14 protein-coding genes are annotated in these 14,948 nt (G+C 67.1%); 7 read left to right on the top strand and 7 right to left on the bottom strand.

From position 1 onward, the window contains the following. Positions 1–37 precede the first annotated feature (37 nt). The 4 genes from motA to ACSBPQ_RS01260 are packed head-to-tail and all read left to right on the top strand — an operon-like array spanning position 38 to position 2,678. Positions 38–892, top strand: coding sequence for a flagellar motor stator protein MotA (motA, locus tag ACSBPQ_RS01275; RefSeq protein WP_442683287.1), 855 nt, complete (start codon positions 38–40; stop codon positions 890–892). Positions 893–902: 10 nt separating this feature from the next. Further along, positions 903–1,850 (top strand): flagellar motor protein MotB, encoded by a 948-nt coding sequence (gene motB / locus ACSBPQ_RS01270; RefSeq protein WP_442683286.1) that lies wholly within the window; start codon positions 903–905, stop codon positions 1,848–1,850. Positions 1,851–1,890: 40 nt separating this feature from the next. Further along, positions 1,891–2,388, top strand: a complete 498-nt coding sequence (locus ACSBPQ_RS01265; protein ID WP_442683285.1) for a hypothetical protein — start codon at positions 1,891–1,893, stop codon at positions 2,386–2,388. A gap of 14 nt (positions 2,389–2,402) precedes the next feature. Beyond that, positions 2,403–2,678 carry a DUF4031 domain-containing protein gene (locus ACSBPQ_RS01260; protein ID WP_442683284.1) on the top strand — a complete coding sequence of 92 codons (276 nt, stop codon included), beginning with the start codon at positions 2,403–2,405 and terminating at the stop codon, positions 2,676–2,678. Between the two features lie 120 nt (positions 2,679–2,798). On the opposite strand, the gene ACSBPQ_RS01255 is transcribed toward ACSBPQ_RS01260, so the two are convergent. Beyond that, complete coding sequence (locus ACSBPQ_RS01255) at positions 2,799–3,341, bottom strand: DUF6630 family protein (protein ID WP_442683283.1); 543 nt, start codon at positions 3,339–3,341, stop codon at positions 2,799–2,801. A gap of 130 nt (positions 3,342–3,471) precedes the next feature. Here ACSBPQ_RS01255 and ACSBPQ_RS01250 point away from each other — a divergent pair, with 130 nt between their 5' ends. Further along, positions 3,472–3,714 carry a DUF3297 family protein gene (locus tag ACSBPQ_RS01250; protein WP_442683282.1) on the top strand — a complete coding sequence of 81 codons (243 nt, stop codon included), beginning with the start codon at positions 3,472–3,474 and terminating at the stop codon, positions 3,712–3,714. A gap of 84 nt (positions 3,715–3,798) precedes the next feature. Here the strand turns inward: ACSBPQ_RS01250 and ACSBPQ_RS01245 are convergent, their stop codons facing one another. Together ACSBPQ_RS01245 and ACSBPQ_RS01240 are read right to left on the bottom strand one after the other, a co-directional pair. Further along, positions 3,799–5,442 (bottom strand): Na+/H+ antiporter, encoded by a 1,644-nt coding sequence (locus ACSBPQ_RS01245; RefSeq protein WP_442683281.1) that lies wholly within the window; start codon positions 5,440–5,442, stop codon positions 3,799–3,801. 173 nt (positions 5,443–5,615) lie between these two features. After that, complete coding sequence (locus ACSBPQ_RS01240; protein WP_442683280.1) at positions 5,616–6,410, bottom strand: DODA-type extradiol aromatic ring-opening family dioxygenase; 795 nt, start codon at positions 6,408–6,410, stop codon at positions 5,616–5,618. Between the two features lie 96 nt (positions 6,411–6,506). Here ACSBPQ_RS01240 and ACSBPQ_RS01235 point away from each other — a divergent pair, with 96 nt between their 5' ends. Beyond that, positions 6,507–7,406 (top strand): LysR family transcriptional regulator, encoded by a 900-nt coding sequence (locus tag ACSBPQ_RS01235; protein WP_442683279.1) that lies wholly within the window; start codon positions 6,507–6,509, stop codon positions 7,404–7,406. Positions 7,407–7,418: 12 nt separating this feature from the next. On the opposite strand, the gene ACSBPQ_RS01230 is transcribed toward ACSBPQ_RS01235, so the two are convergent. Continuing rightward, positions 7,419–10,343: a bifunctional diguanylate cyclase/phosphodiesterase gene (locus tag ACSBPQ_RS01230; RefSeq protein ID WP_442683278.1), complete on the bottom strand. Its 2,925-nt coding sequence runs from the start codon at positions 10,341–10,343 to the stop codon at positions 7,419–7,421. A 392-nt stretch (positions 10,344–10,735) separates the two neighbouring features. After that, positions 10,736–11,662, bottom strand: coding sequence for an oxygenase MpaB family protein (locus tag ACSBPQ_RS01225; RefSeq protein ID WP_442683277.1), 927 nt, complete (start codon positions 11,660–11,662; stop codon positions 10,736–10,738). A 321-nt stretch (positions 11,663–11,983) separates the two neighbouring features. Between ACSBPQ_RS01225 and ACSBPQ_RS01220 the strand changes: the two genes are divergently transcribed. Further along, complete coding sequence (locus ACSBPQ_RS01220) at positions 11,984–12,586, top strand: hypothetical protein (protein ID WP_442683276.1); 603 nt, start codon at positions 11,984–11,986, stop codon at positions 12,584–12,586. Positions 12,587–12,789: 203 nt separating this feature from the next. Here ACSBPQ_RS01220 and ACSBPQ_RS01215 read toward each other — a convergent pair whose 3' ends face one another. Beyond that, positions 12,790–14,214, bottom strand: a complete 1,425-nt coding sequence (locus ACSBPQ_RS01215) for an ATP-binding protein (RefSeq protein ID WP_442683275.1) — start codon at positions 14,212–14,214, stop codon at positions 12,790–12,792. 22 nt (positions 14,215–14,236) lie between these two features. Next, positions 14,237–14,920 (bottom strand): response regulator transcription factor, encoded by a 684-nt coding sequence (locus ACSBPQ_RS01210; RefSeq protein ID WP_442683274.1) that lies wholly within the window; start codon positions 14,918–14,920, stop codon positions 14,237–14,239. Positions 14,921–14,948 lie beyond the last annotated feature (28 nt).

Here is a 14,948-nt window from a genome sequence, read left to right as displayed (position 1 = left end):
GCCGACAACGGGACATCCCCTTCCCGCGTCTGCTCCCATGCTCATTCTCGTCGGCCTGCTGGTTGTCATCGTTGCCGTGCTCGGCGGTTATGTCGGGGCGCACGGGCGCCTGGGGGCGCTGTGGCAGCCCTATGAGCTGGTGATCATCGGCGGCGCGGCGCTGGGCGCGTTCCTGGTCGGCACGCCGCTCAAGCTGGTCAAACAGACCCTGGCCGCGGTCGTGGGCACGTTCAAGGGCCCGCAGTACCGGCGCCAGGACTATCTGGACGTGCTGAGCCTGCTCTACGAGCTGCTCAACAAGGCGCGCAAGGAAGGTTTCATGGCGCTGGAGGAGCATGTGGAGAATCCGGCCGACAGCCCGGTGTTCGCCAGCTACCCGAAGATCCAGGCCGATCAGCACCTGATGGACTTCATCACCGACTGCCTGCGGCTGATGATCGGCTCCAACATCGAGCCGCACGAGCTGGAAGCGCTGCTGGAACTGGAGCTGGAGAAGCACCACGAGGAAGTGCTGGCACCGGCGCACGTGCTGAACAAGGTCGCCGACGGCCTGCCCGGTTTCGGCATCGTTGCCGCGGTGCTGGGCATCGTCATCACCATGGGTTCGATCGGCGGCGACATCCAGGAAGTCGGCGGCCACGTCGCCGGCGCGCTGGTGGGCACCTTCCTCGGCATCCTGCTCGGCTACGGTTTCGTCGGCCCGCTGGCGGCAGCGGTGGAAGCGCGCGCCGAGCAGGACGCGCGCATCTACGAATCGGTCAAGACCGCGCTGCTGTCCTGCCTGCGCGGCCACAACCCGAAGATCGCGCTGGAGTTCGCCCGCAAGACGGTGCCCTCGGCGCTGCGCCCGGGCTTCAGCGAGTTCGAGCAGCACCTGAAGTCGGTCAAGTAAGGCGCGCGCGATGAGCGAAAGCAAACCCACGGTGGTGATCCGCCGGGTCAGGAAGGTCAAACGCGCCGGCCACCACGGCGGTGCGTGGAAGGTGGCCTACGCCGACTTCGTCACCGCGATGATGGCCTTCTTCCTGGTGCTGTGGCTGATGGCCGCCACCAGCAAACCCGAGCGCGCGGCCATTTCCGAATACTTCCGCAATCCCAGCCCGCTGTCCGGCAGCAGCGCCACGCCGGCACCGGGCATGGCCGGTCCGGGCGGCGCCAGCACCTCGATGATCAAGCTCGGCGGCGCCACCGATGTATCGCGCGGCAACAGCAACGACCCGTTCCAGAACCAGCAGGAAGCCGTGCCGACCCCGGTACAGGAACGCAAGCGCGAGAAACAGCGGCTGGAAGCGTTGAAGCAGGAACTGCAGGAAGCCATCAGCCAGAGCCAGGCGCTGGAGCCGTTCAAGGACCAGCTGCTGCTGGACATCACTCCCGAAGGCCTGCGCATCCAGATCGTGGACCAGCAGAACCGGCCGATGTTCGACCTCGGCAGCGCACGGCTGATGCCGTACACGCAGGCGATCCTGCAGGAACTGTCGCACTTCATCAGCCAGGTGCCCAACCGCATCAGCCTGACCGGCCACACCGACACCACCGCCTATTCCACCCGGTTGGGCTACAGCAACTGGGAGCTGAGCGCCGACCGCGCCAATGCGGCGCGGCGTACGCTGCTGGAAGCGGGCATGGACGAGGCCAAGGTCGCGCGCGTGGTCGGGCTGTCCTCCTCGGTGCTGTTCGACAAGGCCAACCCGCAGAACCCGATCAACCGCCGCATCAGCATCGTGGTGATGACCAGCGAGGCCGAAGCCGCGGCCCTGAACGAAACCGGCACCCTGCCACTGCCGGCCCCGGCAGCCCCCGCCGCAGCGGCCGCGAGTGGCGGCGACCCGGTCACGGTTGCCGACTGAGGCCTACAATGGGCCCCGTTTTCCTTCTATTCCGAAGCCCATGTCCAAGCTTTCCAAAGCCAAGCGCGACAAGCGCAAGAAGCAGGCCCCGCGCCGTCCGTTCGCCCGCCTGAACGCCCAGCAGCCGGTGCAGAACCACGCCGTGCTGGTCAATGAAGAAGGCCAGGTGGTGGCCGCCATCGGCCTGCAGGGCAACGAGTGGCTGCTGGCCATCGGCGGCCAGACCATGGGCAACGCCGACAACCCGGTGCCGATGCTGGCCATGCTCAAGCACCTGGCCAACGTGCAGGAGAAGGAAGGCCGCAAGGTCACCCTGGAATACTCCCAAGCCCTGCAGCAGATGATCGACGACCTGGCCGCCGAAGAGGGCAAGACCGCCGACGAGTATCTGGCCGCCCTGGTCGCCGAGTTCGAGGGCGACGACGCGGAAACCGCCGCCGAGGACGCGGACGCAACCGCCGCTGACGACACCGCAACCGCTGCGGAAACGGAAGTGCCGGCCGCCGACGCCAGCAGCGACACCGCGCCCAAGGCCTGAGCCACGGCACGCTCGTGACGGTCTATATCGACGATGCGGTCCACCCGTGGCGCGGCGAGCGCTGGGCGCATCTGATGGCCGACACCCTGCCCGAGCTGCATGCGCTGGCGCAGCGGCTCGGGATCCCGCGACGGGCGTTCCAGAACCGTCCCAGCGGCGCGCATTACGACGTACCGGCCTCCCTGCATGCCCAGGCCGTCGCGTTGGGCGCAAAGGCGATTTCTCGGCATACCGACCGCGCCCTGCTGCGCCAGGTCATTGCCAACGCGCGGGCGCAGTACCAGCCCTGACCCGCCGGCGGATTGCAGAAGCGGCTGATGCCGCGAAAGCCGAGATCAGGGAAGCAATCGGCGTGCCGATGATCCGCTGGAGCACGGGGTCGCGGCTGACGCCGCTCCTGCAGAATTCGTTTAGAACGGGTCGCTGCCCGGCCGTACTTCCACCCCCAGCAGCGAGCACAGCGCCAGCATCGCCTCGTCATCACGGCTGAGCGCGATCCAGCCGGCGTAGGCATCGCCATCGGTGCTCCAGTTCCACAGCGAATAGCCGTGCTCGCGCAGCTTGTCGTAGGCGATGCCCATCAGCGCCGGCACATCCAGCCCGTCGGTGAACTCCTCGTCATCCAGATCGCCGCCCCAGTCGATGCGCAGGTTCCAGCGCGTGGCCAGCTCCTCCATCGCCGCGACGAAGGAGTCGGTGTCCTTCCAGTCCACGTAGAAGCCCGAGCGCCAGTCGATGGCGTCCTTCAGGTCCCACAGCCACTGCTCGTCGCTGCCGTCCTCTTCGGCACCGGCGCGGGCTTCGCGCCAGGCATCGAACTGCTGCAGTGCCGCGTCCTCGTCGCCGGGATTGATCAGCCACAGCAGGTTCCAGACCCGCGCCGGATGGTCGTCTTCGCCGAAGTCCGGGTGCAGCTCATCGGAATCTTCGTAATCGGCGCTGTTGTCAGGCATGGGTCGGCTTCCACTACAGGTCTGGCGCGCATTCTGCCGCCCGCGGCGTGACAGCGAAAGCCTGGCGCCGTCACAGCGGTTATCCTTGCGCCCCGAAGAGGGCCACGGTGGCCTTCAGTGAAATACCGATATGAGCGATACCCCTCCCGATCATCTGGCGGTCAACCCGCACAGTCCGTTCCACAATGCCGAAGCGCTGCAGCGCGGTGTCGGCGTACGTTTCAACGGCATCGAGCGCGATGACGTGGAGGAATACTCGGTCAGCGAAGGCTGGATCCGCGTGCAGGCCGGCAAGGCCCGCGACCGTCGTGGCAATCCGATGACGCTGAAGATCAACGGCACGGTGGAACCGTATTTCCTCGAAAGCAAGTGACGGATGGGAGCAACGGGAAACACGTGGAAGCAGCGCCTGCTTCTGCGGTTGCCCGTTGCCCGTTGCGCTTCACTCGCGCCTGCTTTAATCGCGCTGCCGGCTTTCCAGCAGGTCCAGATTGCGGATCAGCTTGCGCGCGAGCTCGTCGGAGATCTGCCCGCGCCGGGTTAGCCGGAACAGTTCCTCGCGCTCGGCACTGAGCCCGGCCGCGCGCAGGCTGCGATAGACCTGCTCCATGCGCCTGAATTTTTCCGGGTCGCCATCCGGCCCCTGGCCCTTTTCCAGATTGCGCCGGTACAGCAGGCTCACCCGCGCCGCGGCATCGTTGTAGAGCTGCACACTGGTCACCGGCTGGCCTTCCACCAGTTGCTGGCGTGCCTTTTCCACCGCCGCCAGCGCGCTCTTGGACGACAGCTTGCGTGCCAGCTCCTCCTCGCGCCGGCCGCTGTCATCGCGCGGCAGCTCCAGCCCCCGCAGCAGGCGTGGCAGCATCAGGCTGGCGCTGACCAGCGATACCAGGATCACCGCCGCGGCCAGGAAGATCACCAGATCACGAGCCGGAAACGCATCCCCCCCCGGCACCATCAGTGGCAGCGTCAGCACGCCGGCCAGGGTGATGGCACCGCGCACGCCGGCCACCGACATCGCCAGCACCACGCGTGTCGGCATGCGTGGACCCTGCTCGCCGCGCCAGCGGGCCTTGAGCAGGTTCCAGCGCAGCGACAGCCACACCCACGCCAGCCGCAATACCACCAGCGTGGCGTTGATCGCCAGCACATATACCAGCAGCCACCACGGATGGTGATGGCCGCTGCGCTGCATGCTGTCCACCGCGCGCTCGACGATGCCCGGCAGCTGTTCGCCCAGCAGCACGAAGATGATGCCGTTGAAGCTGAACTGCACCGTGTTCCACACCGCCGCACGCTGCACACGCATGCTGCCGGTGATGCGACCGCTCAGCTCGACATAGCTCATGGTGATGCCCGCCGCCACCGCCGCGAGGATGCCCGAGGCGTTGAATTCCTCGGCCAGCAGATAGGCGGCGAACGGGATCAGCAGGTTGACCAGCAAGGCCGTACCCGGTTCCTCGCCGAAGCTGCGCCACAGCCACCGCTGGAATGTGGACACGCCCCAGGTCACCGCCACGCCGATCGCCAGCCCGGCAATCGCCAGCCACAAGAAGCTCAATGAAGCCTGTGCCAGCGAGAACGTGCCGGTCATCACCGCCGCCACCGCGAAGCTGAAACACACCAGGCCCGAGGCGTCGTTCAACAGCGACTCGCCCTCGAGGATGTGCATCAGCCGCTTGGGCATCGGCACACGCGAGGCGATCGCCCCGACCGCCACCGGATCGGTCGGCGAGATGATCGCCGCCAGTGCGAACGCCACCGCCAGCGGCATCGACGGGATCATCCAGTGGATCAGCAGCCCGGCCCCGACCACGGTGAACACCACCAGGCCAAAGGCCAGCTCCAGGATCGCGCCCTTGTCACGGAACAGGCCCTGCTTGGGGATGCGCCAGCCATCCAGGAACAGCAGTGGCGGCAGGAACAGCAGGAAAAACATATCCGGGTCCAGCGCGTGGCCGCGTTTGAACACGCCGGCGATCAACGCCCCCAGGCCGATCTGCACCAGCGGCAGCGGCAGCGAGAAAGGCAGGATTCTTACCAGGTAACCACTGGCGACAACGGCCACCAGCATCGCCAGCGCGACTTCGATCGTGTGCATGTCCGTTCCACGGAATCACCACTACGACAGCAGGCTGCCGGCGCAGGCAGCGACGGATGAATCAGGCTACGGAAATTACCACAGCTGGCCACCGCCACCGGTGCAGCCGCTGTGCGGATGCTGGCGGCCGGGCACACCGGCGCGTTCCGGGAGCCCTTGCCTCCGCTTCCTGCTCACCGGCCGCCATCGAAGCGGTAGATGTCCATCGCCAGGAAGCCCATGTCGATGCCGGCATCGATGCGCTGCGCACCGAGCCGCTCCGTGCCGGCCGCGCCCATCGCGAAATGCAGCGGCAGCAGGTGCTCGTCGGTGGGATGGGCCTGTTCGGCGAACGGCGCCTGGCGACGGTAGTCCAGCAGCGCCGGCACGTCGTCGGCCTGCAGCTTCTGCTCGATCCAGCCGATGAACGGCCGCACATAGGGCGCCTCGCGGGCCTCGTCGTAATTGCGCCAGTCATGCAGGTTGTGGGTGATGCTGCCCGAACCGATCAACAGCACCCCGTCCTGCCGCAGTGGCGCCAACGCACGCCCCAGCGCCAGCTGGTGCGCCGGCCCCAGCGTTGGCTGCACCGACACCTGCAGCACCGGAATATCGGCCTGCGGGTACAGCAGGCGCAACGGCACCCACGCGCCATGGTCGAGCCCGCGCTGCGGATCGAGCCGTGGTTCCAGCCCCGCCGCCGACAACCGCGCGGCGATGTCCGCGGCCAGTTGCGGCGCACCGGGCGCCGGATACTGCAGCCGGTACAGTTCCGGTGGAAATCCGCTGAAATCGTGGAGGGTTTCCGGCTGCGCCGTGGCCGAGACCATCGGCCCATGCTGCAGCCAGTGCGCCGAGGCCACCACGATCGCACGCGGACGCGGCAGCGCCGCCGCCAGCGCCGCCAGCCGCACCCCCAGCTGGCCCGGCTGCAGCGCGGTCAGCGGCGAGCCATGCGAAATGAACAGGGAAGGCAGACGCGGGGTCATGGGAGCTCACTGTGGGAAGACGGTCACCAGCTTATTGCGCAGGAGCAGCGCAAAAAATAACCTGCATATCAAGGATTTATTACGGAGGCGGAAACAATGGACACCATCGAGGCCATGCGTGTGTTTGTCGCGGTGGTCGAGCGCAACGGCTTCAGTGCCGCCGCAACCGCGCTGGATCTGTCCACCGTCAGCGTCACCCGGCAGATCGCCGCGCTGGAAAAGCGCCTGTCCACACGCCTGCTCAACCGCACCACCCGGCGCGTGAGCCCCACCAGCACCGGCGCGGCCTACTACCAGCGCTGCGTGGAACTGCTGGCCGAATTCGACGCACTGGAAGCCTCGGTCGGCGCACAGGCGCTGCAGCCTTCCGGGCGGCTGCGGATCAACGCCCCGGTCAGCTATGGCATCGCCCGGCTGGCCGCGCTGCTGCCCGGCTATGCCAGCCAGTACCCGGAAGTGGAACTGGAGCTGTCACTGTCCGACCGGCAGGTGGACATGGTCGAGGAAGGTTTCGACCTGGTCATCCGCATCACCCGCCAGTTGCCACCTTCGCTGATCGCCCGTCCGCTGGCACAGGCGCGGATCATGCTCTGCGCCGCCCCCTCCTATCTGGCCCGGCGCGGCACCCCGGCCACGCCGCAGGCGCTGTCCGGACACGACTGCCTGCACTACAGCTATGCCGCCGGCGGTGACAGCTGGCAGCTGCAGGGCAAACAGGGCGAAGTGAACATCGAGCTGACGCCGCGCATGCGCGCCAACAACGGCGAGGTGCTGCGCGAAGCGGCCATCGCCGGCATGGGCATCGTCGCCCAGCCGGACTTCATCGTTGAGCAGGCGCTGGCCCGCGGACAGCTGGTGCCGGTCCTGCCGGACTGGGAAATGCCGCCGATCGGCATCCATGCCCTTTATGCCAGCCGCAGCCACCTCGCCCCCAAGGTCCGCAGCTTCATCGACTACCTGGCCGGGCAGCTCGCTCCGGATACCGACGCCGGTTGAGCGCCGCGCGGTTCAGTCCCGCGGGTACGGCCCCGCCAGCACCGGCAGCAGCTCGTCCAGCGGCAGCGGACGGCCCAACAGCCAGCCCTGCACATGGTCGCAGCCATGGGCCACCAGCCAGTCGTACTGGCCGCGGGTTTCCACGCCCTCGGCGATCACCGCCAGGCCCATGCTGTGGCCCAGCGACAGCAGCGCCCGGCAGATGGCCGCATTGCGCGGATTACGCTCGACATCGGCGACAAAGGCGCGGTCGATCTTCAGCAGGTCCAGCGGCAGGTGCTGCAGATACGACATGCTGGAAAAGCCGGTGCCGAAATCATCCAGCGCCACCGTGATGCCGTTGGCATGCAGGTTTTCCAGTACCTGCATGGCCTGGACCGGATTGCGCATCAGGCTGCTCTCGGTCAGCTCCATCTGCAGCGCGCCCGCCGGCAGACCGCAGGCGGCGGCGGCGCTGCGGAACTCGTCCACCAGGTCGCTGTTGAACAGCTGTACCGCCGATACATTGACCGCCACCGGCAGGGTTTCCCAGCCATTGTCGGCCAGCACGCGGGCGGCACGGGCGGCGGCGCGGATCACCCAGCGCCCCAGCGCGATGATCTGCCCGGTGTCCTCGCACAGCTGGATGAAGTCCGAGGGCGGGATGAAGCTGCCATCGACCTGGCGCCAGCGCAGCAACGCCTCCAGCATCGCCACCGAACCGTCGGCGGCATGGCGGATCGGCTGGAAATGCAGCTCGAACTCGTCGCGCTCGATGGCCATGTGGATGCGACCGACCAGCTGCAGGCGATCGGCATGGCGTTGTGCCAGTGTCTGGTCGAAGCGCAACACCACCACACCGTTCTCGCGCGCGGCATGCGCCGCCTGCGCGGCCCGGCCCAGCACCTGGTCGGACAGCTCCCCATCCAGCGGACAGCTGGCCACGCCGATACGGGGCTCCAGCTGGTGGAGGGTGTCGCGCCCGCGCACCGGTGCGGCCACCGTCTCGCGCACCACATCCAGCACCCGCTGCGGATCATGGACGCCGGTCACCGCCAGCACGAAGTCTTCAGCCGGCTGGTAGGCCAGCAGGCCGTATTGCAGGCCCAGCGCCGCCAGCCGCGCCACCATCGCCTGCAGCACTTCCTCGCCGGCTTCGCGGCCCAGTGTGTCGGTCACCATCTGCAGGCCACGCAACTGCACGTGGATGATGGTGTAGCCGCCCCGGCCTCCATCCAGACGCTCGGCCAGTGCCTCGACCGTCAACAACCCGGTGCCCGGATGATGGCTGGCGCGCCAGGCCAGATCGCGCTCGTAGGCCAGCCGCTGGCTGACGTTCTCGGCCAGCATCAGGCAGGCCGGACGGCCATTGAATTCCAGCAGCGCCAGATGCCCCACCACTTCGAACGTGCGGCCATCGCGCCGCCGGTACAGGTGCGCGGCCGACGGCCGCCCGGCACCGGCATCATCGAGCATGCGCCGGATCTCCTCACCGCCCTCCGCCGGACGGATGTCGAGCAGGGTCATGGCGAGGAACTCCGCGCGGCTGTAACCGTATTGTTCGATCGCCGCCCGGTTCACTTCGAGGAAGCACAGCGTTTCCATATCGAAGATCCAGAACGGGGCCGGGTTGCGGTCGAACACCAGCCGGAACTGGTGCTCGGCCTGCTGTACGCGGGCCTCGCTGCGCACCCGTTCGCTGATATCGGTGATCGCGCCGGCAATGCGTGGGCCGGCCTCCAGGCCATGGACGCGCTCGCCGCGCGCCGACAGCCAGCGCAACGATCCGTCGCGCAACGTCAGCCGGAACAGCGCATTCAATGGCTGCCCCGATTCCAGTGTCTGCCGGACCTGCTCCCGCAGCTCGGCCCGGTCCTCCACGTGCACCCACGCGTAGAAGTCCTCCAGCGCGGCATGCCGCGCCGGCAACGCCAGCATGCGCCGGGTCAACGCCGACCAGGCCAGCACCCGGCCGGCAGCATCAAGCGACCAGGTGCCGACCTTGCCGACCTGGTAGGCCAGCGCCAGCTCGGCTGCACCGGCGCGCACCTCCTGGGCCAGCCGCTGCTGGCGTATGGTGCCGCGGCGCACGCTGCTGAACAGATACGCGAATCCGCCCAGATACAGCAGATAGATGCCGATGGCGACGTACAGATAGCGGTACCAAGGTGCCATCACCTCGTCATAGGACAGCCCGGCGAACAGGATCAGCGGGTAATCGCGCGGTGCGTCCACCGCACCGATACGGCGCACGCCGTCCAGCGGACTGGCCGCCACGCCCCACGCGCGTGCCCGCTCCAGCACCGGCACCTGGCTGATCGGACGCGGCAGGGGCCGCTGCACCGCCATCGGGTCCAGGCTGTGCGCCAGCAGTTCACCGCGCCGGCTGGCGATCGACACCACGCCCATGCTGCCGGTGTCCAGGCCGCTGACCACGCGCTGGAACACCAGCAGCCGCAGACGCGCCAGCAGCCATTGCCCCGACTGCACCGGCACGGCCAGCAGCAGGCTGTCACCGGCAACATCCCGCTCCACCTTGCCGACGTACAGCTCGCCGGCCAGCACCCGATTCTGTGGCTGCGCCCATTGCGCCAGCGCGGGATCGCCACGCCCCGCCGACAGCGGCCGCCCCGCATCATCCACCAGCGTGATCGAACGCAGATCGGCGTTGCGCTCGAGCGTGCCGCGCAGGCTGGCGGCCAGCAGCAACGGCGCCTGTTCCGGCACCTGCCGGTAGAACTCGCGGCCATCACGGGCAGCGCCACGCAGGGCCCGCTCCATCGTGCTGAGCTCGGCGCGCAGCAGACGGTCACTGCCGGTCACCAGCGCCATACTCTGCCTTTGCGCCGCCTGCACACGACTGCTGCGGTCGTTCCACAGCATCAGCACCAGCGTCGCCAGCAACAACAGCGCGATCAACACACCGGAGACCGCAATCAGCCGCGGTGATGGATTCATGCCCTGGAGCCTCCCTCTTTCCCCGTCATTGCTCGCCGATGCATGGTCTGGTGGTCGTGGTTGGGCGGGACGGCGGCGAACGCTGGACCTCCGCCGTCATCGGCGGGGTTCCCGGAAAGCGGTACACCCTCCCACGCTCATCCCCGACAGCACGCACAACGCAGTGCGGGTGCCACAGCATGCAGCAAACACGCCCATCGCGGGAAGACCTGTTGCACTGCGGCAGCAATGGATACTCGAATGCTTTCCCACGCATATCCTCCCCGGGCACACCGCCGACCATGCTGCAAACGCTGCCTGAGACGCCGGCGAGCTGCCGCGATAGATCGCGGCGCGGTACGACTCAGGCTGCACACAGCATCGGCAGACACGCCCCAGCCGCCGGTGCGCGCTCAGCGCACTGGCGGCCACTCCATCAGTGCGGCCGGCTCGCGACCGACACGGCGGCAGGCACGTGCACAGATGCCGTCACTCAACGCGATCCGGAACAGCGGCGCCACGCTGCGCAGCACGCGCGCGGCCACGGTGGACTGCAACTGCTGGCCACGGCTGCGGCCCAGCATCTGCACGGCCCAGTCAGGCAGCAGCGCCGCACCGGCGGACAGGAACAGATCGCGTGACATCCCCGGCAGCGGAACCGGCAGACGCACGCTGGCCAGCACTTCGAGCACCTCACGCGAGCGCGCATCCATCCGCAGTTGCGGCTGCAGTGCCTGGAAATAGTCCCGCACCTGCGCCTCACTGGCGGGCACCTCACGTGCGCCCAGCGCTTCGGCCACGCGCCGGTATTCATCGTAGTAGCGGTCGGCGATCGCCACCGGCACCTCGCGGCAGTAACGCCGGCACCCCTGCAGAAAACCGAAGGCCTCAGTAACATGCACCCAGGTCAGCAGTTCCGGATCATCCGCTGCATAGCGGCGACCATCGGGCAGGCTGCCTGCGACCCGCACATGGATGGCGCGGACCCGCTCGATCACCTGCTCCACCGCAGCCGTCGATGCATAAGTGGTGGTGGCGACGAAACCGGTGGTACGGCGCAGGCGGCCGAGCAGATCCTCGCGGAAGTTCGAATGTTCATATACGCCTGCCAGCGCACGCGGGTGCAGCAGCTGCAGCATCAACGCACACAGGCCGCCGGCGAGCATGCCGGGAAAATCGGAATGGATGCGCCAGGTGACACTGTCCGGGCCGAACCAGCCCGGGTCACCCGGCGGCGCGTCATAGTCCACGCCAGCGGGCTCACGCGGAAAGGCGTCCAGCACCCAGCGCCGGATCTGCGCGGTGGCGGCATCGGAAACGCGGCGGGAAAGAACGCTCATGGCGCCAATCCTAACGTCGACGCCACACGAATCGTTGCTGGCTGGCGCCAGCCAGGATTCCACCGCCGCCACAGCCCGCCGTTGCCGTGGCATGTGCAACCGCAGCACAGGCCTGCCGTTTCGATCTTTCCTTGCAACGGTTTTCCTGATGACGCGCCGCAAAAAAAGCGGCATGGCACCGGCACCGGTTGCCGACGACACGGTCGCATCCTCGCAACGCCCCCATTGCCAAGCGGCCGGAAAGTGCTAGAACTGGAAGCGCCTGACTGTTCCACGCCGCCTCCGTCGCTCGTTCCAGAACGTTACTGCAAGGAGCTCAACATGATTGCGTTGTTCAAGGGTTTGGGATTGCTGTTGCAGGACAACGAGCTGTATCGCAGCCCGTTTGAAAAGCAGGTCGCGCACTGGAAGAACCTCAGCGACGAACAGATCCGCGAGGAGGTCGCGCTGCTGGCCAAGGCCAAGTGCCAATGGCTGATGACTTCGATCGTGCTCTGGCAGGCCACCTCGCTGCTGATCCTGGGGCTGATCACCAACTATCTGTGGCGCGATGATTTCCATATCACCTTCACCCGGGTGGTGGTCGTGCTCGGCTCGTGGATCTCGATCCTGTTCGTGATCTGGTTCATGGCCAACATGTTCGACCGTACCGCCGGCTTCGAGCGGTGGATGAAAGCCTTCAACAGCCGCGCACGGATCAGCTCCGATGCCGACAGCGTCGATGAAGTGGCGCAGGCACTGGAGATGGCCCGGCATTACCCCGAAGTGCTGGACTACAAGCAGGCCGTCTCCTTACGCCGCGAACTGCGCCACGAGGATGTGCGCATCATGCGTGAACTGGGCCGCATGCGGCAGCATTCGGAACTGGTCGGAAAGCTGAACCATGTCGGCGATGACGGCCTGCGCCTGCAGCCCGCGTTCTGATTGCTGCGCAGCTTTACCGCTTCCCATCGCCGCGCACAGTCGCGGCGATTTCTTCTGCTTCTGCGGCCTGCAGCGGCCACCCAACACCGAACGGCGTCATGCCACCGCTCTTTGCGCCGCAGATACGGCAGATCGTCTGCGGCAGGGTATCTGGCGGCAAGGGCTCCGGAAGTACACGCATCAGAGCTGCGCAGCTGACAGCATCACAGCCCGGGCGGCAGGGTCACCTCGAAACGCGCGCCGCCCAGCTCGCTCGAGCGCTTGACCTGCAGTTCGCCACGATAGTCCTTGATCAGGTCCTGCACGATCGACAGGCCGATGCCATGCCCCTGTACCCGCTCATCGCCACGCACGCCCCGTTGCAGCACCTTGGCGATGTTTTCCTCGGCGATGCCGGGGCCGTCATCGTCCACCGCCAGCAGCAGGCCGGCACGGCGGCCCGGCGCGGCGGCGATCGGTTTGGCCGTCAGCAGCACGCCGCGACGCGCCCACTTGAACGCATTCTCCAGCAGGTTGCCGAGCAGTTCCTGCAAATCGCCCGGCTCGCCATAGAAGCAGACGCCCGGGGCGATATCGAATTCGCACAGCACGCCCTTGCTGGCATAGATCTTCTCCAGCCCCGGCACGATGTCCTCGGCGGTGGCCTCGATCGACACCGGCGCGGAGAACAGCTTGTGGCCGGAGGACGCCGCACGTGCCAGCTGGTAGGACACCAGGTTGTTCATGCGCTGCAGCTGCACGTCCAGTTCCTCGCGCAACGCCGCATCATCGGCGCCGCTGTCGAGCTGGGTACGCAGCACCGCGATCGGCGTCTTCAGGCTGTGGGCCAGATCCGCCAGCGTGTTGCGCTGCCGCTCCAGGTTCTCGCGCTCGCTTTCGATGAAGGCGTTGATGCTTTCGGTCAACGGTTCCAGTTCGCGCGGATGCATTTCGCTCATGCGCTCGCGCTGGCCGCGCTGCACCCGGGTCAGTTCGTTGATCACGCGCTTGAGCGGGCGCAGGCTCCACTGCAGCACGAAGGTCTGCAGCAGCAGCAGGATCAGGCCGGTGACGCCCAGCCAGAACCACACCGCACTGCGGAACACGCGCAGCTGCGCCCCCAACGCGCGCGAATCTTCCAGTACGTAGATGGTGTAGGGAAACTCCGCCTCCGGCATGCCGTCACCGCCCCACACCAGCCCCAGGCCGTAGCGGTAGACCGAGCCGGGCGAGCCATCGATCTGGGTGATCGGCAGCGGCCCTTCAAACACTTCCTGGCGTGGATCGAGCAGGTGACCACTGACATCGGGCAGGATCGGCCCTTCGGCGGACATCGAATTGCCGTGGTCGCCGGTCATCACCACCTGCAGGTAGAGGCCACTGCCGGGCACATCGAAGCGCGGGTCCGGCGGCTGCTCGCGGATATACAGCGAACCGTCGCGGGTGAAGTCGATGCCACCGGCATAGGCGGTGGCGTAGTTTTTCAACCGCTCGCGCAGGTTGGCGCGGGCGGTATCGGCGAAGGCGGTATCCAGCGCATAACCGGCCAGGGCCAGGAACGCGATCAACCCCAGCGAGGCGGACAGCAGCTGGCGCGCCTGCAGGGAACGCGGCCGCCAACGCTTCAATAGCCACTGACGGCCCGTCATACCGTGTTGCGCCCGGCCGGGCTCAGCCCTCGTTGCGCGGAATCGCGAAGCGGTAACCGCGGCCGCGCACGGTTTCGATCGGCTTCAGCTCGCCATCCGGATCCAGCTTCTTGCGCAGGCGGCCGATGAACACTTCCAGCACGTTGGAGTCGCGGTCGAAATCCTGCTGGTAGATGTGCTCGGTCAGGTCGGCCTTGGAGACCAGTTCGCCAGCATGCATCATCAGGTATTCCAGCACCTTGTACTCGTAGCTGGTCAGGTCGACATTGCTGCCGCTGACACTGACGGTCTGCGCGGCCAGATCCAGCGCCACCGGGCCGCATTCCAAGGTCGGCTTGGACCAGCCGGCGGCGCGGCGCAGCAGCGCGTTGACGCGGGCCAGCAGCTCCTCGACATGGAACGGCTTGACCAGATAGTCGTCGGCACCCTGCTTCAGGCCTTCGACCTTGTCCTGCCAGCTCGAACGCGCGGTCAGGATCAGGATCGGGAATTTCTTGCCTTCGTCACGCAGCGCCTTGATCAGCTCCATGCCCGACATCTTCGGCAGGCCCAGATCGATGATGCCCACGTCGAACGGCACCTCACGGCCCATGTACAGGCCTTCTTCGCCATCCTGCGCCGCATCCACCGCAAAGCCTTCGCGCTTGAGGCGGGCCGCCAGGGTTTCCCGCAGCGGGGCTTCGTCTTCGACCAGAAGGATACGCATGAACTCTCCTACTTGCTTTGGCCGGTCA

It is taken from the genome of Stenotrophomonas sp. JC08, assembly GCF_052180205.1.
Lineage (GTDB): Bacteria > Pseudomonadota > Gammaproteobacteria > Xanthomonadales > Xanthomonadaceae > Stenotrophomonas.
Note: the sequence above shows the minus strand (reverse complement) of the source record. Positions and strands in the feature narration are given on the sequence as shown.

Coding starts and splice junctions, on each gene's coding strand:
- ACSBPQ_RS01230 (WP_442683278.1), bottom strand. CDS start 10,343: ATGAATCCATCACCGCGGCTGATTGCGGTCTCCGGTGTGTTGATCGCG.
- motA (WP_442683287.1), top strand. CDS start 38: ATGCTCATTCTCGTCGGCCTGCTGGTTGTCATCGTTGCCGTGCTCGGC.
- ACSBPQ_RS01215 (WP_442683275.1), bottom strand. CDS start 14,214: ATGACGGGCCGTCAGTGGCTATTGAAGCGTTGGCGGCCGCGTTCCCTG.
- ACSBPQ_RS01225 (WP_442683277.1), bottom strand. CDS start 11,662: ATGAGCGTTCTTTCCCGCCGCGTTTCCGATGCCGCCACCGCGCAGATC.
- ACSBPQ_RS01210 (WP_442683274.1), bottom strand. CDS start 14,920: ATGCGTATCCTTCTGGTCGAAGACGAAGCCCCGCTGCGGGAAACCCTG.
- ACSBPQ_RS01235 (WP_442683279.1), top strand. CDS start 6,507: ATGGACACCATCGAGGCCATGCGTGTGTTTGTCGCGGTGGTCGAGCGC.
- ACSBPQ_RS01265 (WP_442683285.1), top strand. CDS start 1,891: ATGTCCAAGCTTTCCAAAGCCAAGCGCGACAAGCGCAAGAAGCAGGCC.
- motB (WP_442683286.1), top strand. CDS start 903: ATGAGCGAAAGCAAACCCACGGTGGTGATCCGCCGGGTCAGGAAGGTC.
- ACSBPQ_RS01240 (WP_442683280.1), bottom strand. CDS start 6,410: ATGACCCCGCGTCTGCCTTCCCTGTTCATTTCGCATGGCTCGCCGCTG.
- ACSBPQ_RS01255 (WP_442683283.1), bottom strand. CDS start 3,341: ATGCCTGACAACAGCGCCGATTACGAAGATTCCGATGAGCTGCACCCG.
- ACSBPQ_RS01220 (WP_442683276.1), top strand. CDS start 11,984: ATGATTGCGTTGTTCAAGGGTTTGGGATTGCTGTTGCAGGACAACGAG.
- ACSBPQ_RS01245 (WP_442683281.1), bottom strand. CDS start 5,442: ATGCACACGATCGAAGTCGCGCTGGCGATGCTGGTGGCCGTTGTCGCC.
- ACSBPQ_RS01250 (WP_442683282.1), top strand. CDS start 3,472: ATGAGCGATACCCCTCCCGATCATCTGGCGGTCAACCCGCACAGTCCG.